This is a genomic window from Rhodovulum iodosum (assembly GCF_041020385.1).
In the GTDB taxonomy this organism is placed as follows: Bacteria; Pseudomonadota; Alphaproteobacteria; order Rhodobacterales; family Rhodobacteraceae; genus Rhodovulum; species Rhodovulum iodosum.
Genome location: NZ_JBEHHI010000001.1, coordinates 633,890 through 660,580, shown reverse-complemented (window position 1 = coordinate 660,580; position 26,691 = coordinate 633,890). Strand labels below are relative to the sequence as shown.

General features: G+C 67.2%; 27 protein-coding genes. 19 read left to right on the top strand and 8 right to left on the bottom strand.

The genetic code is table 11. The features are described from left to right. Positions 1–46 precede the first annotated feature (46 nt). The 3 genes from Ga0609869_RS03225 (at position 47) to Ga0609869_RS03215 (ending at position 1,901) form a co-directional block, all read left to right on the top strand. Positions 47–958 (top strand): DMT family transporter, encoded by a 912-nt coding sequence (locus Ga0609869_RS03225; RefSeq protein WP_245972376.1) that lies wholly within the window; start codon positions 47–49, stop codon positions 956–958. Between the two features lie 46 nt (positions 959–1,004). Further along, positions 1,005–1,583 carry a hemerythrin domain-containing protein gene (locus tag Ga0609869_RS03220; RefSeq protein ID WP_125407847.1) on the top strand — a complete coding sequence of 193 codons (579 nt, stop codon included), beginning with the start codon at positions 1,005–1,007 and terminating at the stop codon, positions 1,581–1,583. A gap of 69 nt (positions 1,584–1,652) precedes the next feature. Then, positions 1,653–1,901, top strand: coding sequence for an HP1242/YdcH family protein (locus tag Ga0609869_RS03215; protein ID WP_125407849.1), 249 nt, complete (start codon positions 1,653–1,655; stop codon positions 1,899–1,901). 5 nt (positions 1,902–1,906) lie between these two features. Here the strand turns inward: Ga0609869_RS03215 and Ga0609869_RS03210 are convergent, their stop codons facing one another. The 3 genes from Ga0609869_RS03210 to Ga0609869_RS03200 form a co-directional block, all read right to left on the bottom strand. Next, complete coding sequence (locus tag Ga0609869_RS03210) at positions 1,907–2,392, bottom strand: SRPBCC family protein (RefSeq protein WP_125407851.1); 486 nt, start codon at positions 2,390–2,392, stop codon at positions 1,907–1,909. A 58-nt stretch (positions 2,393–2,450) separates the two neighbouring features. Further along, complete coding sequence (locus tag Ga0609869_RS03205; RefSeq protein ID WP_125407853.1) at positions 2,451–3,854, bottom strand: helix-turn-helix domain-containing protein; 1,404 nt, start codon at positions 3,852–3,854, stop codon at positions 2,451–2,453. A gap of 124 nt (positions 3,855–3,978) precedes the next feature. Next, positions 3,979–5,235 carry a multidrug effflux MFS transporter gene (locus tag Ga0609869_RS03200; protein ID WP_125407855.1) on the bottom strand — a complete coding sequence of 419 codons (1,257 nt, stop codon included), beginning with the start codon at positions 5,233–5,235 and terminating at the stop codon, positions 3,979–3,981. A 177-nt stretch (positions 5,236–5,412) separates the two neighbouring features. On the opposite strand from Ga0609869_RS03200, the gene Ga0609869_RS03195 reads away from it, so the two are divergent. From Ga0609869_RS03195 to Ga0609869_RS03155, 9 genes are all read left to right on the top strand, one after another. Then, the gene (locus Ga0609869_RS03195; RefSeq protein ID WP_125407857.1) at positions 5,413–6,945 is read left to right on the top strand and encodes an acyl-CoA carboxylase subunit beta; all 1,533 of its coding nucleotides are present in this window, start codon (positions 5,413–5,415) and stop codon (positions 6,943–6,945) included. Continuing rightward, positions 6,915–7,298, top strand: coding sequence for a hypothetical protein (locus Ga0609869_RS03190; RefSeq protein ID WP_369022833.1), 384 nt, complete (start codon positions 6,915–6,917; stop codon positions 7,296–7,298). Before Ga0609869_RS03195 ends, Ga0609869_RS03190 begins: the two co-directional genes overlap by 31 nt. Further along, positions 7,295–7,693: a RidA family protein gene (locus tag Ga0609869_RS03185; RefSeq protein ID WP_211336839.1), complete on the top strand. Its 399-nt coding sequence runs from the start codon at positions 7,295–7,297 to the stop codon at positions 7,691–7,693. The genes Ga0609869_RS03190 and Ga0609869_RS03185 overlap by 4 nt, the downstream gene beginning before the upstream one ends. Positions 7,694–7,700: 7 nt before the next feature. Further along, complete coding sequence (locus Ga0609869_RS03180; RefSeq protein WP_245972404.1) at positions 7,701–8,093, top strand: DUF6497 family protein; 393 nt, start codon at positions 7,701–7,703, stop codon at positions 8,091–8,093. A 187-nt stretch (positions 8,094–8,280) separates the two neighbouring features. Next, positions 8,281–8,418, top strand: coding sequence for a hypothetical protein (locus Ga0609869_RS03175; RefSeq protein ID WP_170168859.1), 138 nt, complete (start codon positions 8,281–8,283; stop codon positions 8,416–8,418). Between the two features lie 66 nt (positions 8,419–8,484). Beyond that, positions 8,485–8,844: a hypothetical protein gene (locus Ga0609869_RS03170; RefSeq protein WP_125407861.1), complete on the top strand. Its 360-nt coding sequence runs from the start codon at positions 8,485–8,487 to the stop codon at positions 8,842–8,844. Between the two features lie 304 nt (positions 8,845–9,148). Continuing rightward, positions 9,149–9,346, top strand: a complete 198-nt coding sequence (locus Ga0609869_RS03165; RefSeq protein WP_125407863.1) for a hypothetical protein — start codon at positions 9,149–9,151, stop codon at positions 9,344–9,346. Between the two features lie 137 nt (positions 9,347–9,483). Further along, a complete protein-coding gene (locus Ga0609869_RS03160) occupies positions 9,484–11,484 on the top strand; it encodes an acetyl-CoA carboxylase biotin carboxylase subunit (RefSeq protein WP_125407865.1) in 2,001 nt (666 codons plus the stop codon). Then, on the top strand, positions 11,481–13,079 hold the full coding sequence (locus tag Ga0609869_RS03155; RefSeq protein WP_125407867.1) for a DUF8728 domain-containing protein: 1,599 nt from the start codon (positions 11,481–11,483) through the stop codon (positions 13,077–13,079). The genes Ga0609869_RS03160 and Ga0609869_RS03155 overlap by 4 nt, the downstream gene beginning before the upstream one ends. Positions 13,080–13,083: 4 nt before the next feature. On the opposite strand, the gene Ga0609869_RS03150 is transcribed toward Ga0609869_RS03155, so the two are convergent. Continuing rightward, a complete protein-coding gene (locus tag Ga0609869_RS03150) occupies positions 13,084–13,548 on the bottom strand; it encodes a DUF4174 domain-containing protein (RefSeq protein ID WP_125407869.1) in 465 nt (154 codons plus the stop codon). 92 nt (positions 13,549–13,640) lie between these two features. On the opposite strand from Ga0609869_RS03150, the gene scpA reads away from it, so the two are divergent. The 6 genes from scpA (at position 13,641) to Ga0609869_RS03120 (ending at position 19,319) form a co-directional block, all read left to right on the top strand. Then, positions 13,641–15,776, top strand: coding sequence for a methylmalonyl-CoA mutase (gene scpA, locus Ga0609869_RS03145; RefSeq protein WP_125407871.1), 2,136 nt, complete (start codon positions 13,641–13,643; stop codon positions 15,774–15,776). Between the two features lie 304 nt (positions 15,777–16,080). Beyond that, a complete protein-coding gene (locus Ga0609869_RS03140; protein ID WP_125407873.1) occupies positions 16,081–16,704 on the top strand; it encodes a VOC family protein in 624 nt (207 codons plus the stop codon). After that, positions 16,701–17,222 (top strand): GNAT family N-acetyltransferase, encoded by a 522-nt coding sequence (locus tag Ga0609869_RS03135; protein ID WP_125407875.1) that lies wholly within the window; start codon positions 16,701–16,703, stop codon positions 17,220–17,222. The genes Ga0609869_RS03140 and Ga0609869_RS03135 overlap by 4 nt, the downstream gene beginning before the upstream one ends. 10 nt (positions 17,223–17,232) lie before the next feature. Then, complete coding sequence (locus Ga0609869_RS03130; protein ID WP_125407877.1) at positions 17,233–17,916, top strand: molecular chaperone DjiA; 684 nt, start codon at positions 17,233–17,235, stop codon at positions 17,914–17,916. Next, positions 17,913–18,944, top strand: a complete 1,032-nt coding sequence (locus Ga0609869_RS03125) for an endonuclease/exonuclease/phosphatase family protein (RefSeq protein ID WP_125407879.1) — start codon at positions 17,913–17,915, stop codon at positions 18,942–18,944. Before Ga0609869_RS03130 ends, Ga0609869_RS03125 begins: the two co-directional genes overlap by 4 nt. 39 nt (positions 18,945–18,983) lie before the next feature. Further along, entirely contained in the window at positions 18,984–19,319 is a 336-nt protein-coding gene (locus Ga0609869_RS03120; protein ID WP_125407881.1) for a hypothetical protein, read from the top strand. Positions 19,320–19,326: 7 nt separating this feature from the next. Here the strand turns inward: Ga0609869_RS03120 and Ga0609869_RS03115 are convergent, their stop codons facing one another. The 4 genes from Ga0609869_RS03115 to Ga0609869_RS03100 are packed head-to-tail and all read right to left on the bottom strand — an operon-like array spanning position 19,327 to position 24,906. Then, complete coding sequence (locus Ga0609869_RS03115) at positions 19,327–20,874, bottom strand: Ppx/GppA family phosphatase (protein WP_125407883.1); 1,548 nt, start codon at positions 20,872–20,874, stop codon at positions 19,327–19,329. 52 nt (positions 20,875–20,926) lie between these two features. Next, positions 20,927–23,095, bottom strand: a complete 2,169-nt coding sequence (locus tag Ga0609869_RS03110) for an RNA degradosome polyphosphate kinase (protein ID WP_125407885.1) — start codon at positions 23,093–23,095, stop codon at positions 20,927–20,929. Positions 23,096–23,134: 39 nt separating this feature from the next. Then, positions 23,135–23,821 carry a P-loop NTPase family protein gene (locus tag Ga0609869_RS03105; RefSeq protein WP_125407887.1) on the bottom strand — a complete coding sequence of 229 codons (687 nt, stop codon included), beginning with the start codon at positions 23,819–23,821 and terminating at the stop codon, positions 23,135–23,137. A 2-nt stretch (positions 23,822–23,823) separates the two neighbouring features. After that, the gene (locus tag Ga0609869_RS03100) at positions 23,824–24,906 is read right to left on the bottom strand and encodes an AI-2E family transporter (RefSeq protein WP_125407889.1); all 1,083 of its coding nucleotides are present in this window, start codon (positions 24,904–24,906) and stop codon (positions 23,824–23,826) included. 131 nt (positions 24,907–25,037) lie between these two features. Between Ga0609869_RS03100 and proS the strand changes: the two genes are divergently transcribed. Next, positions 25,038–26,438: a proline--tRNA ligase gene (gene proS / locus Ga0609869_RS03095; protein WP_125407891.1), complete on the top strand. Its 1,401-nt coding sequence runs from the start codon at positions 25,038–25,040 to the stop codon at positions 26,436–26,438. Positions 26,439–26,691: the final 253 nt, after the last annotated feature.

Below are 26,691 nucleotides of genomic sequence, written 5' to 3'. Positions count from 1 at the left end.
GCGGCGCCCCTTGCCGAGGGTTGCGCGATGCTATCAAGTCGGCGCCATGGCGGACAAGGGTGACACTCCGGATGCGCATCGACCTGTCGCCGGTATCCTGTGGATGCTGGCTACGGGGCTCAATTTCGTCGGCGTTACCGCGGTGGTCAAACATGTGGGCGGCGACATGCCCGCGGCCGAGGCGGCGTTTTTGCGTTACTTCCTGGGGCTGATATTTCTGATCCCGATGCTCGGGCCGCTGTTTCGTTCGGCGATGACCCGGTCGGACCTGAAGCTATACGCCTGGCGCGGCGCGGCGCACACGGCCGGCGTGATCTGCTGGTTCTACGCGATGACGAAGATCCCGATCGCCGAGGTCACGGCGATGAACTATCTCAACCCGGTCTATGTCACGATCGGCGCGGCGCTGATCTTTGGTGAGCAGCTGGCGACGCGGCGCATCGCGGCCATCGCGGTGGCGTTCGTCGGGGTTCTGATCATCCTGCGTCCGGGGTTTCGCGAGGTGTCGCCGGGCCATGTGGCGATGCTGTTCACCGCGCTCTTTTTCGCCGCCTCCTACCTTTTGGCCAGCCGCCTCAGCGGCAAGGGCGCGGCGGCGGTGGTGGCGATGCTGTCGATCACAGTCACGATCGGGCTGGCCCCTTTCGCCGCGGCGGTCTGGGTCACGCCGACGCTGAGCCAGCTGTTCTGGCTGTTATTGGTCGCGGCCTTCGCCACGGCGGGGCATTTTTCCATGACCATGGCGTTTCGCGCCGCGCCGCTGGCAGTGACCCAGCCGGTGTCCTTCCTGCAACTGGTCTGGGCCACGGCGCTGGGGTGGTTTGCCTTCGGCGAAGCGGTGGACGGCTGGGTGGTGCTGGGCGGTGCGTTGATCGTCGGGGCGGTCAGCTTCATCACCTGGCGCGAGGCCGTGCTGAAGCGGCAGGCGACCCCGCCGACCGACGCCGCCAAGCTGTGATCAGGGCCTGCTTGCCCGGCCACGGCGGGCCGCTATGTGCAGCAGCATGAAAGACACGATGACCCTCGACCGACGCTCCGGCCTGCCCGACGCCCTGAAGGTGCTGCTTGACGAGCATCCCCGCGATTTGTGGGAGAGTGACGCCAATTTCGACGGGCTGACCCGGTTCTGGCTGAGCCGGCACATGCTGTTTCGCGACCTGCTGGCGCGGATGACCGAGGATGCCGCGGCGCTGGCCGACCAACGCACCGAAGCGGCGCCGCGCAATCTGGGCTTTGTCGGGCGGCTGGGGCAGGCGCTGGTGACCGAGCTGCACGGCCATCACAGGATCGAGGATCTGCATTATTTCCCGCGCCTCGCGGGGCTTGAGCCGCGGCTGGAGCGGGGCTTTGACATCCTCGATGCCGACCATCAGGCGCTCGACGGGCAGCTGCATGAACTGGCGACGGCGACCAACCGGGTGCTCAGGGCCGAGCCCATCGCGCTGGCGGGCAAGGCCGCGGCGCTGCACGACAACCTGACCGGATTCGCGGGCTTTCTAGACCGGCACCTGATCGACGAAGAAGACCTCGTCGTGCCGGTGATCCTGACGCATGGGGCGGCGCTGGAGGGCGGGCCGGTTTGATCGGGGTCAAGGTGGCCCGCCGTCGAGCGGTCTAGGCTCGTCCGGCAATTCCGGGAGAAGGACACCGCAATGACGAACACGCCGCACGAACTGGCCGAGGATTTCCCCGACAAGGCAGAGGCGATCCACGATCTCAAGGCGCGCGACGCGCATTTCGCCAAGCTTGTCGAAGACTATCACGAGATCAATGGCCAGGTGCACCGGGCCGAGACCGATATCGAGCCCACCGACGATTTGCACCTCACCGAGATGCGCAAGCAGCGCATGGTGTTAAAGGACGAGATCGCCCGGATGCTGGCCGCCGCTGCGGTGAACTGAGCGCCTCAGCCCGCCCGGGTGCTGCCGGCCGCGTCGTCGGTGTCCTCGGGCGGGCCCTCGACCATTTCCTGAAAGCGGTCGAAGAACTGATCGGCCAGCCGTCGGGCCGTGCCATGGATCAGCCGCGAGCCGAGCTGCGCCAGCTTGCCGCCCACCTCGGCATGGACGTCGTAGCTCAGCTCGGTGCCCTCCTCGACATCCGCCAGCCGCACGTCGGCCCGCCCCTTGGCAAAGCCCGCGACGCCCCCCTTGCCCTCGCCGGCGATCCGGTAGCTTTCGGTTTCGACGATGTCGGAGATCGTGACCCCGCCTTTGAACGTGGCCCTGACCGGGCCGACCTTCTGCTTGACCACCGCCGTGAACCCGTCCTCCAGGCTGCCCTCCAGTTCCTGGCAGCCGGGGATCGCCTCGCGCAGCGTGTCCGGGTCGGTGAGGTGGGACCAGACCGTCGCCCGGTCCGCCGCGATCACGCGGGTTCCGTTCAGTTCCATTGCTGCGTTCCCTCCCTTTTCGGTGAAGGGTAGGGCGCAAGTCGGCTTTGCGTCAAAACTATTCCGCGATCTCGTAGGGCAGCACGCCGCGCCGGTCGGCATCGACGCTGAGCCGCCGTTCCAGCGGCGGCACCGACCGCTGGTGGCACTCGCGCCGTTCGCAGATGCGGCAGGAAATGCCGATCGGTTCGAAGGCGGCCGATTTGGTCAGGTCGAGGTCGTCGGCATAGACCAGGTTCGCGGCATGGCTTATCTCGCAGCCCAGCGCGATGGCGAAGCGGCGCACCGGCGCGCCCCATGCGCCGCCGGGCTTGGACACGTCACGGGCGATGTTGAGGTAGCGTACACCGTCAGGCGTCTCGGCCAGCTGCCGCAGGAAGCGGCCGGGCGTCTCGAACGCGCGGTGCACGTTCCAAAGCGGGCAGGCGCCGCCGAAACGCGCGAATTGCAGCCGCGTGGCCGAGTGGCGCTTGGTGATCGTGCCGGCCTGATCGACCCGGACGAAAAAGAACGGCACGCCCTTGGCGCCGGGGCGTTGCAGGGTCGACAGCCGGTGGGCGACCTGTTCGACCGAGGCGCCGAACCGGTCCGACAGCAATTCCAGGTCGTGACGGGTCTCGCGGGCGGCGTCCAGAATGGCGCCGTAGGGCAGCAGGGCGGCCCCCGCGAAATAGTTGGCCAGCCCGATCCGGGCGATGGCGCGCGCCTCGTCGGACTGGAACCGGGCAAGGTCGAGCGTGGCCTGCAAAAGCTTGTCGCGGGTCAGCAGCGCCACCTGGTGGAGCATCTGAAAGCGCTGGGTGGCCGGCGCGCTGCGGGCGTTGAGCGTCAGCAGGCGCGCCCTGGCATCATAGGCCCTGAGCCCCGGCCCGTCGCGGTATTCCACGCCGACGCCGACCTCGGCCAGGGCTGCGCGGGCGCGCTCTACCGGGTCGGCGCGCACCCCGCCGGGGCAGGCGAAGCGTTCGGCGGCGCGGTCGACCGCGTCGATGTAGTTGTCGCAATAGTGGAAGAAGTCGCGCACCTCCTCCCACGGCGAGGGGCTGAGCGCGGCATCCTCGCGCCCCAGCGCCTCGTCGAGCGAGGCGAGGCGTTCGTGGCTTTGCCGGTAGGCGCGGTGAAGATCGAGAAAGGCGCGCGCGAGTGCCGGCGCGTTCGATGCGGCGAGCCGCAGATCGGCCAGCGGCGGGGCGGAGTCGGCGAAGACCGGATCGGCCAGCGCCTCGCGCATATCCGAGACCAGCCGTTCGGCATCGCCGGTGGACAGTTCGGTGACATCGAAGCCGAATTCCTGCGCCAGCGCCAGCACCACGCCGGTCGAGACCGGGCGGTGGTTGTTTTCCATCTGGTTGAGGTAGGGCAGCGAGACGCCCAGCCGCGCGGCGAAATCCTTTTGCGTGAGCCCCAGCCGCGTGCGGGTCTCGCGCAGCTTGACGCCGGCATAGAGTTTCTGGGTCGCCATGTCGGGGCCTTTGCAGATTTGCTTTGTGAGGGGATAGCCTTTGCAAACCTCGCGCACAAGCCGGGGCGCAACGCCCGTGGCACCGGCGCGCCGTGGGTATTTTGGCCAAGAAGAAGCCCCTGGGTCAGGCGCGGGGCGGGCGGGCCCTGGGCGGCGGTGTGGTGTCGATGGGCCCGGCGATACGGTTGATGTGCAGCACGTAGAGCGTGGCCAGGATCGAGGCCAACGAGGTCGCCAGCATGATCAGGAGCAGCGGGTAAGGGCCGCGCCCGGGCACCAGCAGCGCGCCCGCCAGCGCCGAAAGCCCGGCGCCGCCGCCGATCATGATCGCGCCGCCCAGCCCGCTGGCGGTGCCGGCCAGCCGCGGGCGCACCGACAGCATGCCGGCGGTGGCGTTGGGCAGGACCATGCCGTTGCCCAGGCCCATCGCGGCCATGAACCCGAAGAAGGCCAGCGGGTGGGTGGCGCCCAGCAAGAACAGAAGGATCGACAGCAAAATCCCGGCGGTGACCGTCAGCGTGCCGGTCAGGATCATCCGGTTGACGCCGAGGCGCACCGAAAAGCGGCCCGAGACGAAATTGCCCGCCATGTAGCCGAGCGCGGTGAGCGCGAAATAAAGGCCCAGCGCCGAGGGCGAGAGGCCGAAGACCTCGCTGCCCACGAAGGGCGCGCCGCCGAGATAGGCGAAGAACGCGCCCGAGGCGAAGGCGGCGGCCAGCGCATAGCCCCAGAACCGGCGCGACCCGAAAAGCTCGGGGTATTCGCGGAACTGGGCGACAAGGCTCGTGCTGCCGCCGCGCGCGGTTTCGCCCATGTCGGCCCAGGCCAGCGCGAGGATCGCTGCGCCCGCCGCGAACAGCATCGTGAAATTGGCCTTCCAGCCGAACGCCTCGTCAAGAAAACCGCCCAGCGCCGGGCCCAGCATCGGCACCAGCGCCATGCCCATCGTGACATAGCCGATCATCGAGGCGGCCTGGGCGTCGGGCACCATGTCGCGCACCACCGCGCGGCTGAGCACCATGCCCGTGACGACGATCGCCTGGGCCATGCGGAACAGCAGGAAGATCTCGACGCTGGGCGCCAGCAGGCAGCCCAGCGTGGCCAGGAGAAAGAGCGCGATCGAGCCCAGCATGACCGGGCGGCGGCCGTAGCGGTCGGAGATCGGGCCGATCAGGATCTGCAGCACCGCGTTCACCGCGAGGTAGAGCGCCACCGAGAGCTGCATCAGCCGGTAATCGGTGCCGAAATATTCGGTCATGTTGGGCAGTGACGGCAGGAAGATGTTCATCGACAGTGCCGAGATGCCGGCCAGCAGCACCAGTGTGACGATATGCGGAGGGGTCGTGCGGTCGAAAAGCCGCACGTCTGGCCGGGCGCTCATAAGCGTCAGTTAGAACCAAGCGGGCGGCTTGTCCATTGGACAGTGCCCGGGCCGCAATTTTGCTGATTTGCAATTCGCCAAGGGCGGCCTGTCAAAAATTTGCAAATTTACCGAATTCTCCTTTGAGCCCGCGCTCTGCACCGATAGGGTGCCGCAAACTTGAACGGGGCGAACCACATGAAAGATATCCTGCAAGAGCTGGAACGGCGCCGCGAGAACGCGCGCATGGGCGGCGGCGAGCGGCGGATCGAAAGCCAGCACGCCAAGGGCAAGCTGACCGCGCGCGAACGCATCGACCTGTTGCTGGACGAAGGGTCGTTCGAGGAATTCGACATGTTCGTCGCCCATCGCTGCACCGATTTCGGGATGGAAGAGAGCCGCCCCTATGGCGACGGGGTGGTCACCGGATGGGGCACGATCAACGGCCGCATGGTTTACGTGTTCAGCCAGGATTTCACCGTTTTCGGCGGGTCGCTCAGCGAGACCCACGCCCAGAAGATCTGCAAGATCATGGACATGGCGGTGCAGAACGGGGCACCGGTGATCGGGCTGAACGACTCGGGCGGCGCGCGGATCCAGGAAGGCGTGGCCTCGCTGGCCGGCTACGCCGAGGTGTTCCAGCGCAATATCGAGGCGTCGGGCGTGATCCCGCAGATTTCCGTGATCATGGGGCCCTGCGCGGGCGGCGCGGTCTATTCGCCGGCGATGACCGACTTCATCTTCATGGTGCGCGACAGCTCTTACATGTTCGTGACCGGCCCCGACGTGGTCAAGACCGTGACCAACGAGGTCGTGACCGCCGAGCAATTGGGCGGCGCGTCGACCCACACCAGGAAAAGCTCGGTCGCCGATGGCGCCTTCGACAACGATGTCGAGGCCTTGTACGAGGTGCGCCGGCTGGTCGACCTGCTGCCGCTCAACAACCGCGAAAAGCCGCCCGTCCGGCCGTTCTTCGATGACCCCGAGCGGGTCGAGATCAGCCTCGATACCCTGATCCCGGACAACCCGAACATGCCCTACGACATGAAGGAGCTGATCCTGAAGGTCGCGGACGAAGGCGATTTCTACGAGATCCAGGAGGATTTCGCCAAGAACATCATCACCGGCTTCATCCGTCTGGAAGGCCGCACGGTGGGCGTGGTGGCGAACCAGCCGATGGTGCTGGCCGGGTGTCTCGACATCGACAGCTCGCGCAAGGCGGCGCGTTTCGTGCGGTTCTGCGACTGTTTCGAGATCCCGATCCTGACCTTCGTGGACGTGCCCGGTTTCCTGCCGGGGACGGGCCAGGAATACGGCGGCGTCATCAAGCACGGTGCCAAGCTGCTTTATGCCTTTGGCGAGGCGACGGTACCGAAGGTGACCGTGATCACACGCAAGGCCTATGGCGGGGCCTATGACGTGATGTCGTCCAAGCATTTGCGCGGCGATTTCAACTATGCCTGGCCGACCGCGCAGATCGCGGTCATGGGGGCCAAGGGGGCGGCCGAGATCCTCTACCGATCGGAGCTGGGCGACCCCGCAAGGATCGCCATGCGCACAAAGGAATACGAGGACCGCTTTGCCAACCCGTTCGTGGCGGCCGAGCGCGGCTTTATCGACGAGGTGATCCAGCCGCGGTCGACCCGGCGGCGGGTCAGCCGGGCCTTTGCGGCGTTGCGCAACAAGAAGCTGCAGAAGCCGTGGAAAAAGCACGACAACATCCCGCTCTGACCATGGCGCAGGGGGGCTGGCATATCCTGCGCGAGGAGGGTGCGCTGACGCTGGCGCGGCACCTGCCGGCGCGGTTCGACCTGTCGGTTCGGGCCGGGTTTCCGGCCGCGCGCAAGCGGCGGCTGGCGCAGCAGATACGCCAGGACCTGTGGCGAGAGTTGCAGCAGATCCGGGGGTTTTCCCCCGTCATACGGGTGGAGGCGGAGGGCGCCGGGCTTGTCGTGACCGCAGGCGGTCGCGCGGCCCGGCCGTTTCCCAAGGCCCGGGCCGAGACGCGCATCGCGGCGTTGTTGGCCAGCCCCGCCCATCGCGCGCGCTGGCTGGCCCACGCGCAGGAAAGGCAGCCCGCATGAGCCCGGTTTTCCACATGATCGCCGGCGGCCCGCGGCCCGTCGCACCGTTTTCCCACGCGGTCGAGGCCGATGGCTGGGTGATGCTGACAGGCCAGATGCCGACCGACCCGGACGCCCCCGACGCGCCGCTGCCCGAGGGCATCGCGGCGCAGACGCGCCGGGTGATGGAAAACCTCGACATCGTGCTCAGGGGCGTGGGCCTCGATCTGTCCCATGTCGTGCAGTGCCGCTGTTACCTGACGGATTTCGAGCGTGACTACGCGGCGTTCAACGACACCTACCAGTCGTTCTTCCCGCCCGCCCGGCGCCCGGCGCGCACGACCATCGGCGTGACCGCGCTGGCGGTCGGCGCTTTGGTCGAGATCGACTGTCTCGCGCGGCGTCCGGAGGGCTAGGACGGTGGTGCGCGCGGTCCTTCTCGGTGTGGCGGTTGCCGCCGGCCCGGTCCTCGGGCAGGCGACGATCGACGTGCCGTCGGGCCAGCCCGTCAGCCTGATCGAAACCGTTTGGGGGGAACCCGGGCCCACAGGGCTGACCCTGCGCTTTCGCTTTCTGGCACCCGAGATCGCACGCGACGGCGGCGCGGTGGATTTCGAGACAGCCGCCGAAGACATGGCTTATCTGTGCGAGGCTTACGCGCTGCCGCGGCTCAGCGAGTTGGGTGCCCGCCCGTCCCAGATCGTGATCTCGCTGTCGGACCGGCCGTTGCCCTTCGGCACCGCAGATCCAGAGGCCACCCAGTTTTTCGAGGCCTACAGCCCCGAGGGCGACCGCTGCATCTGGGAGGGCTTCTGAGCATGCCGACCTTGGCGATCGTTTCCTTGACGGCGGCGCATTGCGTGCCTGCGTCTTTGCCATGTGCAAGCGCGCGTCGATGGTCTATGCTCGACACGGGCCGCCTGCGGGCGGGCTCGAGTGGAAAAGAGGCAGGCTTCGCAGGGCATTGCGAGTTGCCGGCCTTGTCAAACAACAGGAGACCCGGATGTCCAAGAGCATTAAGACCCTTCTCGCCATTTCGCTGGTGGCCTTCGTCGCGGCCTGCGCACAGCAGGAAGAAGAGGTCGTCTATGTCGAGCCTGTCGCTACCGTCGAGCCGGAGCCGACCTACAACAAATACTGATCGCAAGCCGGCACGGGCGATCGCGCCCGCGCCGGCACCTCGCGCCCACGGCCGGGGGAGGGCGCGATGCTGAAACACCGGGGCTTTCCCAGCCGCCTGCCCGGCACAGATTTCCAGTTCACCATCCGCCGCGGAAACAAGAAGGGCGCCACGCCTCTTGTTGCGCGTGAACGCTATGCTGATCGGCGCCCGGCGGATCGTCGCGCCGATGCCGGCTTTCTCCTGGCGCTGTGGGACCATTTCGGCGAGGCGCCGTTCGAACGCGGCAATCTCGATGCCGGGCGCTTGTCATGGTTCTTCGGCCGCGAGGTGGTGCCCGCGGAAGAGCCCTTTGACCCGGAAAGCTACGAAGCGCTCCTCAGGATCGACCTCGACTGCGCCAGGTCGAGTTTTCCCGATCTGTTCGACGGGGAGGTTTCGGCATGATCTCGCTTGCAGGGGCGCGGATCTGGCGGGAAACGGCCCATGTCGGGCCGCGCCGCACGGCGGGCTTTGACCGGCGGGCGGAATCGGTCACGGTTTTCATGGCTTCGGCGGGTCTTCCCCCAAGTCCCGATCCGGATCCAAGGCGTTACCCTTCCCCATTTCTTCGGCCTCGCCCACGCGTGGGCAGGCCGAATTTTTTGCGTTCGCCGGGCCGGCGATCTGCCGCCGGTGCCGGGGCCGGCCCCTGTTGCGTGCCGCGTGCTGCGCGTAGGTTTGCGCCATGTGCAATACGGAGGGGTCCGACATGGACAAGGCGATTTTCGCGGCACTTGCCGCCGCTCTTCTCACGGGCTGCGGCCTGTCGAATGACCGCGACCGGGCGATTGCCGGCGCGGCGACCGGGGCCATCGTGGCCGACCTGCTGGACGAAAACGTGGCCGCCGGTGCGGCCGGCGGCGCGGCCGCCGGTGCGCTGTGCGACGACGCAGGCCTCTGCTACTGACATCACGCTTGTCCGGGGCGTCTCGTCGCCCCACCGACATCACGCGACACCCACCGCCGCGCGGCCCGCGGCCGGTGGGTGTTTTTCTATGGCGGCCGGCGCCAAGGCGACCCGGCCCAAGGCTGGAAGGGACAGAAATGTTTAACAAGATCCTGATCGCGAACCGGGGCGAGATCGCCTGCCGAGTCATCAAGACCGCCCGCAAGATGGGGATTGCCACGGTCGCCGTCTATTCGGACGCGGACCGCAACGCGCTGCATGTGGAAATGGCCGACGAGGCGATCCATATCGGCCCGCCGCCGGCCAATCAGTCCTATATCGTGATCGACAAGGTCATGGAGGCGATCAAGGCAAGCGGTGCCGAGGCGGTGCATCCGGGCTATGGTTTCCTGTCCGAAAACAAGCGTTTTGCCGAGGCGCTGGAAAAAGCCGGCGTCGCGTTCATCGGCCCGCCCGCGAATGCCATCGAGGCGATGGGCGACAAGATCACCTCTAAAAAGATCGCCCAGGAGGCCGGAGTGTCGACCGTGCCCGGCTACATGGGCCTGATCGAGGACGCCGACGAGGCGGTCAAGATTTCCAAGGAAATCGGCTATCCGGTGATGATCAAGGCGTCCGCGGGCGGCGGCGGCAAGGGGATGCGCATCGCCTGGACCGACGAAGAGGCGCGCGAGGGCTTTCAGTCGTCCAAGAACGAGGCGGCCAGTTCCTTCGGCGACGACCGCATCTTCATCGAGAAATTCGTCACCCAGCCGCGCCATATCGAGATCCAGGTGCTGGCCGACACGCACGGCAACTGCATCTACCTGGGCGAACGGGAATGTTCGATCCAGCGCCGCAACCAGAAGGTCATCGAAGAGGCGCCCTCGCCCTTCCTCGACCCCGCGACGCGCAAGGCGATGGGCGAACAGGCGGTCGCGCTGGCCCAGGCGGTGGGCTATGCCAGCGCCGGCACGGTGGAATTCATCGTCGACGGCGACAAGAACTTCTACTTCCTGGAAATGAACACCCGCCTCCAGGTGGAGCACCCGGTCACAGAGCTGATCACCGGCATCGACCTGGTCGAGCAGATGATCCGCGTTGCGGCCGGTGAAAAGCTGAAGATCGCGCAGAAGGACGTCAAGCTGCACGGCTGGGCCATGGAAAGCCGGCTTTACGCCGAAGATCCGTATCGCGGTTTCCTGCCCTCTATCGGGCGGCTGACGCGCTACCGCCCGCCCGCCGAATCCTCCCACGACTCGGCCGTCGTGCGCAACGACACCGGCGTCTACGAGGGTGGCGAGATCTCGATGTATTATGACCCGATGATCGCCAAGCTTTGCACCTGGGGGCCGACCCGCGACCAGGCCATCGAGGAGATGCGCACCGCGCTCGATGCGTTCGAGGTCGAGGGCATCGGCCACAACCTGCCGTTTCTTGCGGCGGTGATGGAGCATCCGCGATTCTGCTCGGGCGATATCACAACCGCCTTCATCGCCGAGGAGTATCCCGAGGGGTTCGAGGGCGTAGACCTGCCCGCGCCGGAACTGCGCAAGGTTGCGGCGGCCGCGGCGGCGATGTTCCGCGTCGCCGAGATCCGACGCGCCCGTATCTCCGGGACGATGGACAATCACGAACGCCATGTGGGTGACAACTGGGTGGTCTGCGCCCAGGGCGTCTGGTTCGCGGTCAGGATCGAGGCCGATCACGAGGGCTCGACCGTGCATTTCGACGAGGGCGATCACCATCGCGTCACCTCCGCCTGGACGCCGGGCCAGCCGCTGGCGCGGCTCACTATCGACGGCGAACCGTTGGTGCTGAAGGTCGGCAAGGCACCGAACGGGTTCCGCGTCCGCCATCGCGGCGCGGATATGCGGGTGTCGGTCTACACGCCGCGCCAGGCGGAACTCGCCGCGCTGATGCCCGAAAAGCTTCCGCCCGACACCTCCAAGATGCTGCTCTGCCCGATGCCGGGGCTGATCGTGAAGGTCGACGTGGAAGAGGGCCAAGAAGTGCAGGAAGGCCAGGCGCTCTGCACCGTCGAGGCGATGAAGATGGAAAACATCCTGCGCGCCGAGCGCAAGGCCATCGTGACCAAGATCAATGCCGGTGCGGGCGACAGCCTGGCGGTGGATGACGTGATCATGGAGTTCGAATGAGCGATACGGCACAACCTGCAACGCCAGACCGCGCCACGTGGCGCCCGGCGCTGCCGCTTTGGGCGGCGCTGGCGGGGCTGGTGCATTACATCGTCCTTCAGGTGCTGGCCCTGATCCAGACCGGCGGGGTGTTCGAATACCCGCTGGACGACGTCTATATCCACCTCGAAATGGCCCGCTCGATCGCCGGCGGCGGCTATGGGGTGAATCCGGGCGAGTTCGCCTCGGCCGATTCATCGGTTCTCTACCCGCTGTTGCTGACACCGATGGCGGGGACGGAGGTGCAGCGCTACCTGCCCGCGCTCGTCAACATGCTTGCGCTACTGGGCTGCGGCTGGGCCTGGGGCAAGCTGATCGCATGGTCGGAATTCGGCCGCTTTCCCGGCATGGCCCTGGCGCTGGCCGCGATCGGGCCGGTCGCGCTGAACATGGCCGGCGTGGCCTTTCTGGGGATGGAGCACAGCCTGCATGCGCTGGTCAGCCTTATGGTCCTGCTGGGCCTCATCGTGCTGGCACGTGACAATCGGGTGGGCTGGCTCTTGTCGCTGGGGATCGTGCTGGGCCCGCTGCTGCGGCCCGAGGGGCTGGCGATCTCGCTGACGGTCTGTGCCTACCTGCTGCTGTCGGGGGCGCGCCGGGCGGGGCTGTTGCTGACGGCGGGCGCGGTGCTGCCCTTTGCCGGGTTCGTGGCGTTTCTCACCGCGCTTGGCATCGGGCCCTTGCCCAGTTCGGTGATGGCCAAGCTTTCGTCGATGGAGTTTCCGGGCGTCTCTGGCATGCAGGCCATGGTGTACAGGGTTCTGATCAACCTGTTCGGCCCCATGGGGGTGGCGACGGTTCTGATCGTGCTGGCCGTGGGGCTGGGCCTGTTATTCGCGCGCCCGCTGACGCGCAAGCGCACCGCCCCCATCGTGCTGATCGCCATGGTGGTGGCGCCGGCGCATCTGATCCTCGGCAAGATGGGCTGGAGCTATCGCTACGAGCATTACATGCTGGTCTTCCTGATCGGCGCGGCGGTCTACGCCTTCGGCTATTGGGCGCTGGCCGGGCGCGACCGGATGCCGGCCCTCGCGCCGGTGATGCCGGCCATCGTCCTGGCGCTGCCGCTGTCGACCTACCTGCCGCTTGTGCTGGCCGAGGGGCCGGCCTCGGCGCGCGCGGTCTACCTCCAGCAGCGCCAGTTGGGCCGGATCGCGAAAGAGGTGATCGCGGCGCCGGTGGCGGTCAACGACATCGGCTGGGTGGCCTACCGCAACCCCGATTACGTGGTCGACCTGTGGGGCTTGGCCTCGTCCGAGGCGCTGGCGGCGCGGCAGGCCGGCATGGGGCCCGGCTGGGCCGACGGGCTGCCCCAGCGGCACGGCGCCGACCTGGCGATGGTCTACGAGCGGTGGCTGGGCCCGGGCGCCGGGCCGGACTGGGTGCGCCTGGGCGAACTCGAACTGACCGGTCCGCAGGGCTTTGTCGCGGCGCCGGTCGTGATCTTCTACGCCACCCGGCCCGAGGCGGCGGCGGGGCTGCGCGACAAGCTGGCGGGGTTCGTGCCCAGCCTGCCCGAGGGCGCGCGCTTCAGCTTTGCGGAGGGTCTGGAGTGACCCTTTACCCGCCCCCCCCGGCCCGGTCGCGGATCTCCTGCTGGCGCAGGGGCGTCTTGTCGATCGAGCGGGTGATCTCGCGTACGTCCCAGGGGAAGGGCTTGCGCAGCTTGACGCCGCCATCCTTGCCGATCAGCACCAGCATGAAGCCGCGCGGGCGCAACTTCTGGCGCAGCGGTGAACGCGCCTGGGGGTCGGTATCGGTGATTATGACCACGTCGCGGTCCGCCAGTTCGTCCAGCCGCGCGGTCAGCAATTGCATCTGCTCGCGGTATCGCGGGTCGGCCGGGCTGTCGGCGAACACGACCACCGGCCGGGCGAGCCAATGGAACGCCTCGATCTCCAGGTCATCGGCCTCCAGCACCAAGGACGGGTCAGCCTGCCAGCGCGCAAGCGCGCCGGGGTCTTCGGCGGCGATGGCTGCCGCGGGCAACATGGCAACAAGGCCGAGGACGAGACGGATTTTCATACAACCTCCTGTCCCGCCTCATATAGGCGCGCTGGACAGGAAAGCGAAGAACGAACCCGCGACTGAGCGGGGCTGAGGAAAGGACTCTGCCGATGACCGACAAGAAAGAGACCTGGGCCAGGCTGGCCGAGAAGGAAATGAAGGGCCGCAACCCCGACGAGCTGACCTGGCAAACGCCCGAGGGCATCGCGGTCAAGCCGCTTTATACAGAGGACGATACCGAAGGGCTGGCCCATATGGGCGCGGTTCCCGGCGAGGCGCCGTTCACCCGCGGCCCGAAGGCCACCATGTATGCCGGCCGGCCCTGGACGATCCGGCAATATGCGGGTTTTTCCACCGCCGAGGAATCGAACGCCTTCTACCGCAAGGCGCTGGCCGCGGGGCAGCAGGGCGTGTCGGTCGCCTTCGACCTGGCCACCCATCGCGGCTATGACAGCGACCACCCGCGCGTCGTGGGCGACGTGGGCAAGGCGGGCGTGGCCATCGACAGCGTCGAGGACATGAAGGTGTTGTTCGACGGCATCCCGCTGGGCGATATCTCGGTCTCGATGACGATGAACGGCGCGGTGATCCCGATCCTCGCCAATTTCATCGTCGCGGGCGAGGAACAGGGGGTCGACCGGGCGCAGCTGTCGGGCACCATCCAGAACGACATCCTCAAAGAGTTCATGGTGCGCAACACCTATATCTACCCGCCCGAGCCCTCGATGCGCATCATCTCGGACATCATCGAGTTCACCTCGACCGACATGCCGCGGTTCAACTCGATCTCGATCTCCGGCTACCACATGCAGGAGGCCGGCGCGAACCTGGTGCAGGAGCTGGCCTTTACGCTGGCCGACGGCAAGGAATACGTCAAAGCGGCGCTCGACCGCGGGCTGGACGTCGACGCCTTTGCCGGGCGGCTGTCGTTCTTCTTTGCCATCGGCACCAACTTCTTCATGGAAATCGCCAAGCTGCGCGCCGCGCGGTTCCTGTGGCACCGTATCATGAGCGAGTTCGAGCCGAAGAACCCGAAATCGCTGATGCTGCGCACCCACTGCCAGACCTCGGGCGTTTCGCTGGCCGAACAAGACCCCTACAACAACATCGTCCGCACCGCCTACGAGGCGATGAGCGCGGTCCTCGGCGGCACGCAATCGCTGCACACCAACGCTTTTGACGAGGCCATCGCGCTGCCCACCGAATTCTCGGCCCGGATCGCGCGCAACACCCAGCTGATCCTGCAGAACGAGACCAAGGTGACCAAGGTCGTCGATCCGCTGGCGGGATCGTACTACGTCGAGAAGCTGACCGCCGATCTGGCCGACGCGGCCTGGAAGATCATCGAGGAAATCGACGAGATGGGCGGCATGACCAAGGCGGTGGCCTCCGGCATGCCCAAGCTCAGGATCGAAGAGGCCGCCGCGCGCTGGCAGGCGCGCGTCGACCGCGGCGACGAGGTGATCGTCGGCGTCAACAAGTGGCGGCTCGACGAGGAACAGGAGATCGACATCCTCGATGTGGACAACGTCAGGGTCCGCGATAGCCAGGTCGCGCATCTTAAGAAACTGCGCGCGGGCCGCGACCAGGCCGCCTGCGACGCGGCCCTGGCCGATCTGGAGCAGGCCGCGCAGAGCGGTGAGGGCAATCTCTTGCGCCTGGCGGTCGAGGCCGCCCGCGCGCGCGCCACGGTGGGAGAGATCAGCATGGCGATGGAAAAGGCATTCGGGCGGCACCGGGCGGAGGTCAAGACACTGGCCGGCGTCTACGGCGCGGCCTACGAGGGCGACGAGGGGTTCGCCGCGATCCAGAAATCGGTCGAGGCGTTTGCCGAGGACGAGGGGCGGCGGCCGCGGATGCTGGTGGTCAAGATGGGCCAGGACGGGCATGACCGCGGCGCCAAGGTGATCGCCACGGCCTTTGCCGATATCGGTTTCGACGTCGATGTCGGTCCGCTGTTCCAGACCCCCGAAGAGGCGGCGCAGGATGCCGTCGACAACGACGTGCACGTGGTCGGCATCTCGTCGCAGGCGGCCGGGCACAAGACGCTTGCGCCCAAGCTGATCGAGGCGCTCAAGGCGCAGGGCGCCGAGGATATCATCGTGATTTGCGGCGGTGTGATCCCGCACCAGGATTACGATTTTCTGAAAAAGGCGGGGGTCAAGGCGATCTTCGGGCCGGGCACCAACATTCCCGCGGCGGCGCAGGATATCCTGAGCCTGATCCGCGCGGCGCGCACGGCCTGAGAGGGCGTCACGGGGGGCTGTCTGCCCCCCGCCGCGCCCGGGCCGGGGCCCGGGCACGCCCCCCGAGGATATTTCCCGCCAGAAGAACCGGAAAGGGCATCCGGGACCGTTCGGCCGGGCGGCGGCGGCGCGACCATGCGCAGCAGAGCCTTTCATTCAGGGAGGTTGAAAAACCGTCCTGGGCGCGCGAGAGCATGGAGGGGCCTGGCGGCCGGTCCTGCCGGGAGGACGGCGACAGGCAATGCATGGGCGTCGACGCATGCGCCCGGCGGGCAGGTGCGGGAGCGAGGGAAAGGACAAGGCGATGGTGCGTCTCGATCATCTGGCGGTTGCCGCAGAGAACCTGGAGGCGGGCGTGGCGGCCGTCGAGGCCGCTCTGGGCGTCGGCCTGGCGCCCGGCGGGGCGCATGCGGCGATGGGCACCCATAACCGGCTGCTGCACCTTGGCCCGGGGCTGTATCTGGAGGTGATCGCCATCGACCCGGCGGCGCCCGCGCCGGGGCGCGCGCGCTGGTTCGACCTCGATCGGTTCGCGGGCCCGCCGCGGCTGAGCAACTGGATCGCGCGCTGCGAGGAGAATGGCCTGGAGGCCGCGCTGGCGGCGGCACCGGCGGGGACGGGCCGGCCGATGGCGCTGAGCCGGGGAGAGCTGAACTGGCGCATGGCCGTGCCCGAAGATGGGCGGCTGCCCTTTGACGGCGCGTTTCCGGCGTTTATCGAATGGCAGGGCGTGGCGCATCCGGCGGCGCGCCTGCCCGATGCGGGCTGTCGGCTGGTGGCGCTCGACATCCACCACCCCGAGGCCGTGGCGCTGGGCGAGGCGCTGAGGGGCGTGATCGACGAGCCGATGGTGGCGTTGCACGAAGGGCCGGAAAAGGCGCTGAGGGCGGTGATCGACACGCCCTCGGGCCGGCGCGTGCTGGAATGAGGGTGCGGGCAGCCGGCCCCGGCGATGCTGCCGCCGTGGCGGCGATCTGGAACCAGGTCATCCGCGACACGCTGATCACCTTCAATTCTGTGGAAAAGCACGTGGCCGAGGTGGCCGGGCTGATCGCGGCGCGCCAGGCGGCGGGGCAGGGATTTTTCGTGGGAGAGCGTGAGGGCGCCGTGGCGGGGTTTGCCACCTACGGACAGTTTCGCGCCGGCGCGGGCTATGTCCATGCGATGGAGCACACGGTGCTGCTGGCGCCGGCGGCGCGGGGGCGGGGGCTGGGCCGGGCGCTGATGGCCGCGCTCGAGGCCCATGCCGCGGCGGCCGGCGCGCATGTGATGGTTGCCGGCATCAGCGCCGCCAATCCCGGCGCCGTCGCCTTTCACGCCGCGCTGGGCTATGCCGAGGCAGGGCGGATGGCCGAGGTCGGGCGCAAGGCCGGGCGGTGGCTGGACCTGGTGCTGATGCAGAAGGTGCTGCAAACCCCACCTGACACAGCGCGCGTGCAGGTCTAGGCTCGCGCCCATGTCGATCTGGACACGCATCGCCACGGCCCTGGCCGCCCTGTCACAGGGCGAGGCGTTGTCGCGCGTCTTCGACCGGTTGCGCACCCCGCCAGAGCGCAGCGTGGCCTTCACCATCGCGGTGATCGCGCTGGGGGCGAAGATGGCCAAGGCCGACGGGCGGGTGACCCGCGACGAGGTGACGGCGTTCCGCGAGGTGTTCACCATCCCGCCGGGCGAAGAGGCCAACGCGGCGCGCGTCTTCGACCTTGCCCGGCAGGACGTGGCCGGGTTCGAGGATTACGCGACGCGAATACGGCGGATGTTCGACGAGGGGGCCGACACGCTGTGCGACCTGATGGAGGGGCTGTTCTTCATCGCCGTGGCGGATGGGGCCTATCACCCCCACGAAGACGCGTTTCTGACGCGGGTGGCCGAGATATTTGGCATGAGCGACCGTCAGTTCCGCACCCTGCGCGCGCGGTTCGTGCCCGATGCCGTGCCGGACCCCTACGCGGTGCTGGGCGTCGAGCCCGACGACGACCTGCAAACGATCCGCCGGGTCTGGCGCAACGAGGTGCGCGAGGCCCATCCCGACCGGATGCTCGCGCGCGGTGTGCCGCAAGAGGCGGTCAAGCTTGCCGAGCGGCGGCTGGTCGCCATCAACAGGGCATGGGAGACGATCCGGCAGGAGCGCGGCGCATGAGGATCGCCACCTACAACGTGGAGTGGTTCGATCAGCTTTTCGACGATGACGGGCGCTTGCTGGACGATCAGGCCTGGTCGGGGCGGCACGACGTGCGCCGCGCCGACCAGATCGCGGCGCTGGGCATCGTGTTCACCGCGATGGATGCCGACGCGGTGATGATCATCGAGGCGCCCGACCATAACGGGCGCCGCGCCACGGTGCCCGCGCTGGAAGGGTTCGCCGCGGCGATGGATCTGCGGGCGTGCCGCGCGATCACCGGGTTCGAAAACGACACCCAGCAGGAAATCGCGCTGCTTTACGACCCCGACACCCTGTCGGTACGCCACGATCCGCAAGGCGCGCCCACCGGCAAGAAGGGGTCGGCCGATGCGCCGCGGTTCGACGGGGTGTTTCGCCGGGATGTGGATGTCGACGCCGAGCCCGAGCTGATCCGGTTTTCAAAGCCGCCGCTGGAACTGGCGGTAGAGACCGCCAGCGGCACCGCGTTCCGCATGATCGGGGTTCATGCCAAATCGAAGGCTCCGCATGGCGCGCGCACACCCGAAGAGGTGACGCGCCTCTCGATAGAGAACCGGCGCAAGCAACTGGCCCAATGCATCTGGCTGCGCCAGCGGGTGGTGGGACATCTGAGCGCCGGCGACCCGCTGGTGGTGCTCGGCGATTTCAACGACGGTCCGGGCCTCGACGAATACGAAAAGCTTTTCGGCCGCTCCGGGGTCGAGATCGTGCTCGGCAACGAAGAGCGGCCCGGTCTGCGCCTCTTCGACCCCCATGCCAGGCAGGCATTGCAGGGACGTCTGGCCGCACAGCCCATCACCGCGCGGTTCTTTATTGCCAGCGAGGGGCGCTATCTCTCGGCGCTGCTGGACTACATCATGGTCTCGCCCGACCTGCGCGCCCGCGCGCGGCGCTGGCGCATCTGGCACCCGTTCGACGACCCGGCGCTTTACCGCGTGCCCGAACTGCGCGACGCGCTGCTGACGGCGTCGGACCATTTCCCGGTGACGCTCGATCTTGATCTCTGAGGCTTCTCCTGCTGGGTGTACTCGCCTATATTCCATGACATGAGACTGCCTGCCGCCCTCACGCTTGCCGCTTTCGTATCGCTCGGCCCGGCCGCCGCGCAGGAGACACCGGCGCCGAGGGACGACATGCGCGAAGGGCTTGAGCTGTTGGAGCGCGGCATGCGCCAGTTCTTCGAGGGGTTGGGCGACGAGATGGAGCCCGCCCTGCGCGAACTCGCCGAGAACATGGAGCCGGCACTGCGCGAGTTGCTGGGGCTTATCGAGGATTTCGACGCCTACCACATGCCCGAGATGCTGCCCAACGGCGACATCATCATCCGCCGCAAGACCCCGCTGGTGCCCGAAGAGGCCCCCCAGGGCGAGATCGAGATTTGAACGCGGCTCAACCGTCCGCCGTTTTTACCTCGGTCTCCACCCCCAGCGATTTCGCCAGCGACGCAAAGCGTGATTCTGCGACCTCGCCAAAAAGCGGCGCTGCCCCGTGGGCGAGGATGAGGTCCAGCTTGTTCTTCTTGGCCGAATAGCGCAGCTCGGCCGCGCGGTCGGGGGCTTGCGACTCGAACATCGAGCCAAAGCGCATGGCCTTGCCCAGCACCTCGGCCGCGGTGATCTCTTCTTCGCTCAACAGCTCGAACAGCGGTTCGAACCGGCTGCCCGAGCGGTTGTTCTTGTAGCGGTGCAAGAGGGCGAGACCCAAGAACACGCGGCCCGGATGGTCGAGCCCGCCCAGGTTGGCACGGGTGGCGTTGTCGAAGCAGACCTCGTGCCGGTAATCGGGATGGGCGCGCCAGGCGGTGTCGTGCAGGAGGCAGGCGGCCTTGACGAGGCGCCGCCGCTCGGGGTCGGCGCCCTCGAAGAGCGGCTTGACGAAGCTGTAGAGCCGCCGGCCAAAGCCCGGGATGCGGGCGCTGCTGACCTCGGCGAAGCGGCACGCCTCGATCATCGGGTCGGTCTCGCGCAGCGATTGGGGCATATGCTCGTAAAGCAGCCCCTCGCGGATGCCGTAGCTGGAAATCGCGATCTCGCTGGGTTTGAACGTGGAAACCAGCTGTCGCAGCACCTCCGAGGCGAGCGGCACCAGCGACATCCGGTCCGACGAGGTGCCGGTCATCGAGCGCAGCTCGTCCGGGTCGTTCTCGGCGATCCATTTCAGCGTCGCGGTCAGCGATTTGCGCGTCATCCGGTACTCGTGCAGCACCTTCATGGGATAGTCGCGCCGGGCCATGTCGAGCTTGGCGATCGCCCGCCACGAGCCGCCGACCAGGTAAAGCCGTTCATGATCGGTGCCCATGTCGGTGGCCAGCCGGTCGATGTGATCGGAGATATAACCGGCGAGCGCCTTTTTATCCTTGGCGATGTCGCGCAGCTTCAGGGGGCCCAGCGGAGAGGTCGCGCATTTTCCCACGCTACCGGCCTTGAGCTCGGCCAGTTCCATCGACGAGCCGCCGATATCCGACACGATCCCCTCGGCCTCGGGCCAGCCCAGCAGCACGCCCTGCGCCGACAGGCGCGCCTCTTCGGTGCCGTCGACGACCCAGAGCTTGAGCCCGGTCTCGCGCTCGATGATCTCCTGAAACTCGGGGCCGTCCTCGGCTTCGCGCATCGCTGCGGTGGCCACCGCGGTCAGCGGCGTGGCGTCCATCCCCTCGGCCAGAAGGGCAAATCGTTTCAGCGCGGACAGCGCCCGGCGGCGCCCGTCGGGCGACAGGCGCCCGGTTTCGCTCATCCCGGCGCCGAGGCCGCACATGACCTTTTCGTTGAAGAAATAGGCGGGGCTGCGGGCGGCGCCGTCGAACACGACAAGGCGCACCGAGTTCGAGCCTATATCGACGACGCCGACGCGGCTGAGCGCCCGCGCCTCGGGGTCGTTGAACAAAGGCCGTCCGAATGGCCCCCAGTCGTCCGAGGGCTGATCCGAGATGCCATCCATGCCTAAGCTCCCCAAAGCCTTGTACGACAGTGCCAAACCCGACCGGGCGGCGTCAATCTTTCGGCGTCGCCAGTTTCGGCACATCCGCCGCGCCGGCGGTGCCGCGGCCCGAGAGCGAGGGATATTTCATGAAGAAGTCGTGGCAGTTGAACGCATCCTCGGCAAAAGGGAAACGGTCGAATCTGCCATCGGGCTGCATCACCCAGCTTCGCGTCTCGTCGGCCATGTTCGCGGCCATGATCTGGTCGACGATCTGCGCCTTGACGGTGTCGTTGGTAATCTCCACCAGCGTCTCGACCCGCCGGTTGAGGTTGCGCCCCATCCAGTCGGCCGACGAGATATAGACCCGCGCGGACCTCGACGGCAGGCCCTGGCCGTTGCCGAAACAGGCGATGCGCGAATGTTCGAGAAACCGGCCGACGATGGATTTCACCCGGATGTTCTCGCTCAGGTCCTTGATGCCGGGGCGCAGCCCGCAGATGCCGCGCACCACCAGGCTGATCTTTACCCCGGCCTGGCTGGCGGCGTAGAGCGCATCGATCACGTCGGGCTCGATCAGCGAGTTCATCTTGGCCCAAATCTCGGCCGGGCGGCCGGCCTTGGCGTGCTCGGCCTCTTCGGCGATGCGCTTCAAGAGCGTGGGCTTCAGCGTGATCGGCGAGATCGAGAGGTTTTCCATCTCTTCCGGCTCGGCATAGCCGCCGACGTAGTTGAACACCTTCGTCGCGTCGCGGCCCAGCGCCGGATTACAGGTAAAGAGGCTGAGGTCGGTGTATATCTTCGCCGTGATCGGGTGATAGTTGCCCGTGCCGTAATGGGTATAGGTCACCAGTTGGTCGCCCTCGCGCCGGACCACGGCGCTGATCTTGGCGTGTGTCTTGTAGTTGATGAAACCATAGATCACGTGCGCGCCGGAACGCTCCAGCCGGCGCGATTGCTGGATGTTGGCGGCCTCGTCGAAACGGGCCTTCAGCTCGACCAGCGCCGTGACCGACTTGCCGTCCTCGGCGGCCTCGCACAGCGCGCTGACGATGGGGCTGTCTTTCGAGGTGCGGTAGAGCGTCTGCTTGATCGCCAGAACGTTGGGGTCGCGCGCGGCCTGCTGCAGAAAGCGCACCACCATGTCGAACGTCTCGTAGGGGTGATGCAGCAGCATGTCTTTCTGGCGGATCGCCGAGAACATGTCGCCCTCGTGGTCCTGTACGCGCTCGGGGACGCGCGGCGTGAACGAGGGCCACAGCAGGTCGCGGCGGTCATCGACGACCAGTTCCTTGAGGTCGGCCACGCCGATCAGGCCGCGCACTTCGATGACCTCTTCCTCGCCGATTTGCAGCTCGCGCATGATCACGCTGCGCAGCTCTTCGGGCGCGCCGGCCGACAGTTTCATGCGCACCACCTCGCCGCGGCGGCGGCGCTTGAGCGCGGTCTCGAACTCGCGCACCAGGTCTTCGGCCTCTTCCTCGAGTTCCAGATCGCTGTCGCGCAGCACCCGGAAGGTGCAGCTTCCCACGGCGGTATAGCCCGGAAAGAGCGAGCCGAGATGGATCAGAAGCAATTCCTCCAGCGGCAGGAAGCGGTGCGCGCCCTCCTTCGAGGGCAGCGGAATGAACCGGTCGATCTGCGCGGGGATCGGCAAGAGCGCCTGCAGCGGCCGGCGGTCGGAATCGCGTTCAAGCTGAAGCGCGAGGCAGAAGCCCGTGTTGGGGATGAACGGGAACGGGTGCGCCGGGTCGATTGCCAGCGGCGAGAGCACCGGGAAGACCTTGTGCAGGAAATAGTGCTTCATTTCGGCCTTGTCCTCGGCGGCCAGCTTGGACCGCGTGAGGATATGGATACCCTCGTCCTCCATCTCGCGCTTGAGCTGGTTCCAGGCGGTCTGCTGCGATTGCAGCAGCTTGCGCGCGTCCTTGTCGATCAGCACCAGTTGCTCGGCCGGGGTCAGGCCGTCGGCGGCGGGCGTTGTGTTGCCCTCTTTCGCAAGTTCGCGCAGGCCCGCGACGCGTACCGTGTAGAATTCATCGAGATTGGTGGCCGAGATCGACACGAAGCGCAGCCGTTCCAGCAGGGGGACGCGTGGGTTTCTGGCCTCGTCGAGAACGCGCCAGTTGAAGCCCAGCCAACTGAGTTCGCGGTTGAAGAACCGCTTGGGGCCGGTGCGGTGGGTCTCGGGGATCTCCACCGGCTCGGGCAGCGTGGCGGTCAGGAAATTGGCTTCGGTCATGGGGGGCTTATGCGTATGCTCTGTGACAATTGGGTGACGTTATGGGGCCGGGCCCTGGGCCTTGTCCAGCACCTCGGCCGCCAGACGGATACCCGGCTTGCGGCCGGTGGCCAGCGCCTCGTGGTCAAGAGCCTCTACCAGCGCCTGCGCGGCGGCGAAAGAGCGGTCCATCCGGTCGACCAGATAGGCCACGAGCCCCGGATCGACGGCAAGCTGGCGGTCGGCGAAGAGCTTGACCAGCAGCGCCGCCAGCAACGCATCGTCGGGGCCCTGAAGATGGGCGGTGGCGGTGGCCTCCATCCGGCTTTTCAGATCGGGCAGCGTCAGCGGCCAGTCGCGCGGCGCGTGCCGCGCCGTCACCAAAAGCGCGCCGCCCTCGGCCAAAAGCAGGTTGTGCAGGTGGAAAAGCGCGCGCTCGGCCGCGGCATCGCCCGCCGCGCGGTCGGCATCCTCGACAGCGACCGCGCCCTCGGCGGCCAGTTCGGGCAGGCCGGTGCCGGCCAGCGCGCCGGCCGCGACGACACGCGCCCCGCTTTGCGCCGCCCAGACATGGGTCAGATGGGTCTTGCCGCTGCCCTCGGGGCCGACCAGCACGAGCTTTCCCTGCGGCCAGTCGCGCCAATCCTCGACCTGGGCCAGCGCGGTTTGGTTGGCGGGCGTGACAAAGAATGCCTCGCGCCCCCGCGCCGGGCGCACCGGCAGGTCGAAGGTCAGTTGGCGGGCCATGTTCACTCGCCGCCGGGCTCGCCATCGCGCCGTTCGGCGAGGCCGCGATAGAGCCGGCTGTCGAGATACTGCGCGATGCCGAAGCGCGCCAGCACCCCCAGCGCCGCGGCCACCGGCACCGCGACCAGAAGGCCGGCAAAACCGAACACCGCGCCGAAGGCCGACAGCGCGAAGATGACCCAGACAGGGTGCAATCCCACCGACGAGCCCACCAGCTTGGGCGTGAGGAAATTGCCCTCCAGCATCTGACCGCCGACATAAACGACGGCCACCAGCGCGATCATCAGCCACTCGCCCCAGAACTGGAAGACGGCCAGACCGATGGCAACCACACCGCCCAGGATCGAGCTGACAAAGGGGATAAAGGCCAACAGCCCCGACAGGATGCCGACGACCAGCCCGAATTGCAGGCCCACCGCCATTAGCGTGATGCCGTAAAACACCGCCATGATCAGGCAGACCGACCCCTGGCCGCGTACGAAAGAGGCCAGCGCGGTGTCGATCTCGCGCGCCAGACGGCGCACCACCGGGGCATGGTCGCGCGGCAACATCTTGTCGATCTCGGCGACGATCAAGTCCCAGTCGAGCAGCAGGTAAAAGGTGACCACCGGCACGATGAACAGCAACAGCAGCACGTTGATTACGCTCATCGCCGAGGTCAGGGCGCTGTTCAGCAACTCGCCGCCGCGCGCCTGCACCGCCTCGCTGATGCTTTGCAGCGATTTGCGCAGCACCGACTCGGAGTTCATCAGGTCGGGGTAACGCTCGGTCAGCCAGGTCGTGAGCTGGGTGAACATCGCCGGCGCGGTGCGCACCAGCTGGGTGCCCTGTTCCGCCACCAGTGGCACGATCAGCAGGACCAGCGCCGTACCGAACAGCACCAGCGAGAACATGATGATTACGGTCGCCAGCGTGCGGCTGGTGCCCAAGCGCTCCAGCCGGTCGGCCACGGGATCGAGGAAATAGGCGATAGCCGCGCCGATCAGGAAGGGCACGATCACGTCGCCCAGAAACCACAGAAGCGCAAAGAAGATCGCGGCCGCGATGCCCCAGTATTTCAGTTGTTTCCGAACCGGCAGCGCCATGGCGGCCCCCTTTTTGTCCTTGCTGTCATCGCCCAAGCCCGGCGCCGTTGCAAGGCCCAGCCGCGGCGCTTGTCTGGCCGCGCCTTATGGCCTAGATGGGGCCAGACGCGAAACCGAGAGGCCGAGGACCCATGCGCCTGTCCCGCTATTTTCTGCCCGTTCTCAAGGAAACCCCCGCCGAAGCGCAGATCGCCAGCCACCGGCTCATGCTGCGCGCGGGCATGATAAAGCAGGCCTCGGCCGGCATCTATTCCTGGCTGCCGCTGGGCTTTCGGGTGCTCAAGAAGATCGAGCAGATCGTCCACGAGGAACAGATCCGCGCGGGCCATATTCCGATGCTGATGCCGACGATCCAGCCCGCCGACCTCTGGCAGGAATCGGGCCGCTACAACGCCTACGGGCCGGAAATGCTGCGCATCCGCGACCGGCACGACCGCGACATGCTGTATGGGCCCACCAACGAGGAGATGATCACCGACATCTTCCGCACCCATGTGTCCAGCTACAAGGACCTGCCGCTGACGCTCTACCACATCCAGTGGAAGTTCCGCGACGAGATCCGCCCGCGCTTCGGGGTGATGCGGGGCCGCGAGTTCTACATGAAGGACGGCTACAACTTCGATCTCGATTACGACAGTGCGATCCACGCCTATAACCGGCACATGGTCAGCTACCTGCGCACCTACGAACGCATGGGGCTGCAGGCGATCCCGATGCGCGCCGACTCGGGGCCGATCGGCGGCGAGGACACGCACGAGTTTCTCGTGCTGGCGGAAACGGGCGAGTCCGAGGTGTTTTACGACAGCGCGATCACCGATCTGAAACTGGGCAGCCGCGACGTCGATTTCGACGACCGCGACGCCTGCGCCGAGATCGTGCGGGAATGGACCACGCCCTATGCCCGCACCGACGAGACCCACGACCCGCACCGCTTTGCCGAGGTGCCCGAAGAACGCCGGCGCACGAGCCGGGGCATCGAGGTCGGCCAGATCTTCTATTTCGGCACCAAGTATTCCGAGCCGATGGGTGCGATGGTCAACACCGCCGACGGCCAGCGGGTGCCGGTCCACATGGGCAGCCACGGCATCGGCGTGTCGCGCCTGCTGGGCGCGATCATCGAGGCCAGCCATGACGAGGCCGGCATCATCTGGCCCGAGGGAGTCACGCCCTTCCATTGCGGCATCGTCAACCTCAAGCAGGGCGACGGAGAGGCCGACGGGGCCTGCGCAAAGCTGTACCAGGCGCTCTGCGATCGCGGCCTCGATCCGCTTTACGATGACCGCGCGGAGCGGGCGGGGGCGAAATTCGCCACGATGGACCTGATCGGCCTGCCCTGGCGCCTCACCGTGGGCCCGCGGGGCCTGAAGAACGGGGTGGTCGAGCTGACCTCGCGCCGCACCGGCGAAAGCGAGGAACTGAGCCCCGAGGCCGCCATCGACCGGGTGGCCCAGATCTACGACCCCCACCTCAAGGCGGCCAACGTGCAGCATTGGGAACCCATGGCCCACCGGAGCTCTCACACCTGGCTGTGAGGGGGCAGGCGCCCGCCGCGGATAACCTGCGCGGCGCGTCCGGCTCTGCCTTTTGGATGCGCAGCGAATTCGCTGGACCGGGAAATCCGGTGCCTCGCCGCACGGCGCAAGTTTGCGCCCTGCACGATGCGCGCTAGGTTGACGCCAGGCTGCAGCAGCGAAAGGGCCTCTTGGACATGCGCATCTCGCTTCGTGTTCTTTGCTTCGCCTTGTCGTTCTGTGCGGCCGTGCCGGCCATTGCCGAACCCCCAGC

Coding starts and splice junctions, on each gene's coding strand:
- Ga0609869_RS03185 (WP_211336839.1), top strand. CDS start 7,295: ATGAGCCCGGTTTTCCACATGATCGCCGGCGGCCCGCGGCCCGTCGCA.
- Ga0609869_RS03155 (WP_125407867.1), top strand. CDS start 11,481: ATGAGCGATACGGCACAACCTGCAACGCCAGACCGCGCCACGTGGCGC.
- scpA (WP_125407871.1), top strand. CDS start 13,641: ATGACCGACAAGAAAGAGACCTGGGCCAGGCTGGCCGAGAAGGAAATG.
- Ga0609869_RS03135 (WP_125407875.1), top strand. CDS start 16,701: ATGAGGGTGCGGGCAGCCGGCCCCGGCGATGCTGCCGCCGTGGCGGCG.
- Ga0609869_RS03150 (WP_125407869.1), bottom strand. CDS start 13,548: ATGAAAATCCGTCTCGTCCTCGGCCTTGTTGCCATGTTGCCCGCGGCA.
- Ga0609869_RS03165 (WP_125407863.1), top strand. CDS start 9,149: ATGGACAAGGCGATTTTCGCGGCACTTGCCGCCGCTCTTCTCACGGGC.
- Ga0609869_RS03175 (WP_170168859.1), top strand. CDS start 8,281: ATGTCCAAGAGCATTAAGACCCTTCTCGCCATTTCGCTGGTGGCCTTC.
- Ga0609869_RS03100 (WP_125407889.1), bottom strand. CDS start 24,906: ATGGCGCTGCCGGTTCGGAAACAACTGAAATACTGGGGCATCGCGGCC.
- Ga0609869_RS03130 (WP_125407877.1), top strand. CDS start 17,233: ATGTCGATCTGGACACGCATCGCCACGGCCCTGGCCGCCCTGTCACAG.
- Ga0609869_RS03205 (WP_125407853.1), bottom strand. CDS start 3,854: ATGGCGACCCAGAAACTCTATGCCGGCGTCAAGCTGCGCGAGACCCGC.
- Ga0609869_RS03225 (WP_245972376.1), top strand. CDS start 47: ATGGCGGACAAGGGTGACACTCCGGATGCGCATCGACCTGTCGCCGGT.
- Ga0609869_RS03120 (WP_125407881.1), top strand. CDS start 18,984: ATGAGACTGCCTGCCGCCCTCACGCTTGCCGCTTTCGTATCGCTCGGC.
- Ga0609869_RS03210 (WP_125407851.1), bottom strand. CDS start 2,392: ATGGAACTGAACGGAACCCGCGTGATCGCGGCGGACCGGGCGACGGTC.
- Ga0609869_RS03160 (WP_125407865.1), top strand. CDS start 9,484: ATGTTTAACAAGATCCTGATCGCGAACCGGGGCGAGATCGCCTGCCGA.
- Ga0609869_RS03140 (WP_125407873.1), top strand. CDS start 16,081: ATGGTGCGTCTCGATCATCTGGCGGTTGCCGCAGAGAACCTGGAGGCG.
- proS (WP_125407891.1), top strand. CDS start 25,038: ATGCGCCTGTCCCGCTATTTTCTGCCCGTTCTCAAGGAAACCCCCGCC.
- Ga0609869_RS03115 (WP_125407883.1), bottom strand. CDS start 20,874: ATGGATGGCATCTCGGATCAGCCCTCGGACGACTGGGGGCCATTCGGA.
- Ga0609869_RS03110 (WP_125407885.1), bottom strand. CDS start 23,095: ATGACCGAAGCCAATTTCCTGACCGCCACGCTGCCCGAGCCGGTGGAG.
- Ga0609869_RS03125 (WP_125407879.1), top strand. CDS start 17,913: ATGAGGATCGCCACCTACAACGTGGAGTGGTTCGATCAGCTTTTCGAC.
- Ga0609869_RS03105 (WP_125407887.1), bottom strand. CDS start 23,821: ATGGCCCGCCAACTGACCTTCGACCTGCCGGTGCGCCCGGCGCGGGGG.
- Ga0609869_RS03215 (WP_125407849.1), top strand. CDS start 1,653: ATGACGAACACGCCGCACGAACTGGCCGAGGATTTCCCCGACAAGGCA.
- Ga0609869_RS03170 (WP_125407861.1), top strand. CDS start 8,485: ATGCTGAAACACCGGGGCTTTCCCAGCCGCCTGCCCGGCACAGATTTC.
- Ga0609869_RS03195 (WP_125407857.1), top strand. CDS start 5,413: ATGAAAGATATCCTGCAAGAGCTGGAACGGCGCCGCGAGAACGCGCGC.
- Ga0609869_RS03200 (WP_125407855.1), bottom strand. CDS start 5,235: ATGAGCGCCCGGCCAGACGTGCGGCTTTTCGACCGCACGACCCCTCCG.
- Ga0609869_RS03220 (WP_125407847.1), top strand. CDS start 1,005: ATGAAAGACACGATGACCCTCGACCGACGCTCCGGCCTGCCCGACGCC.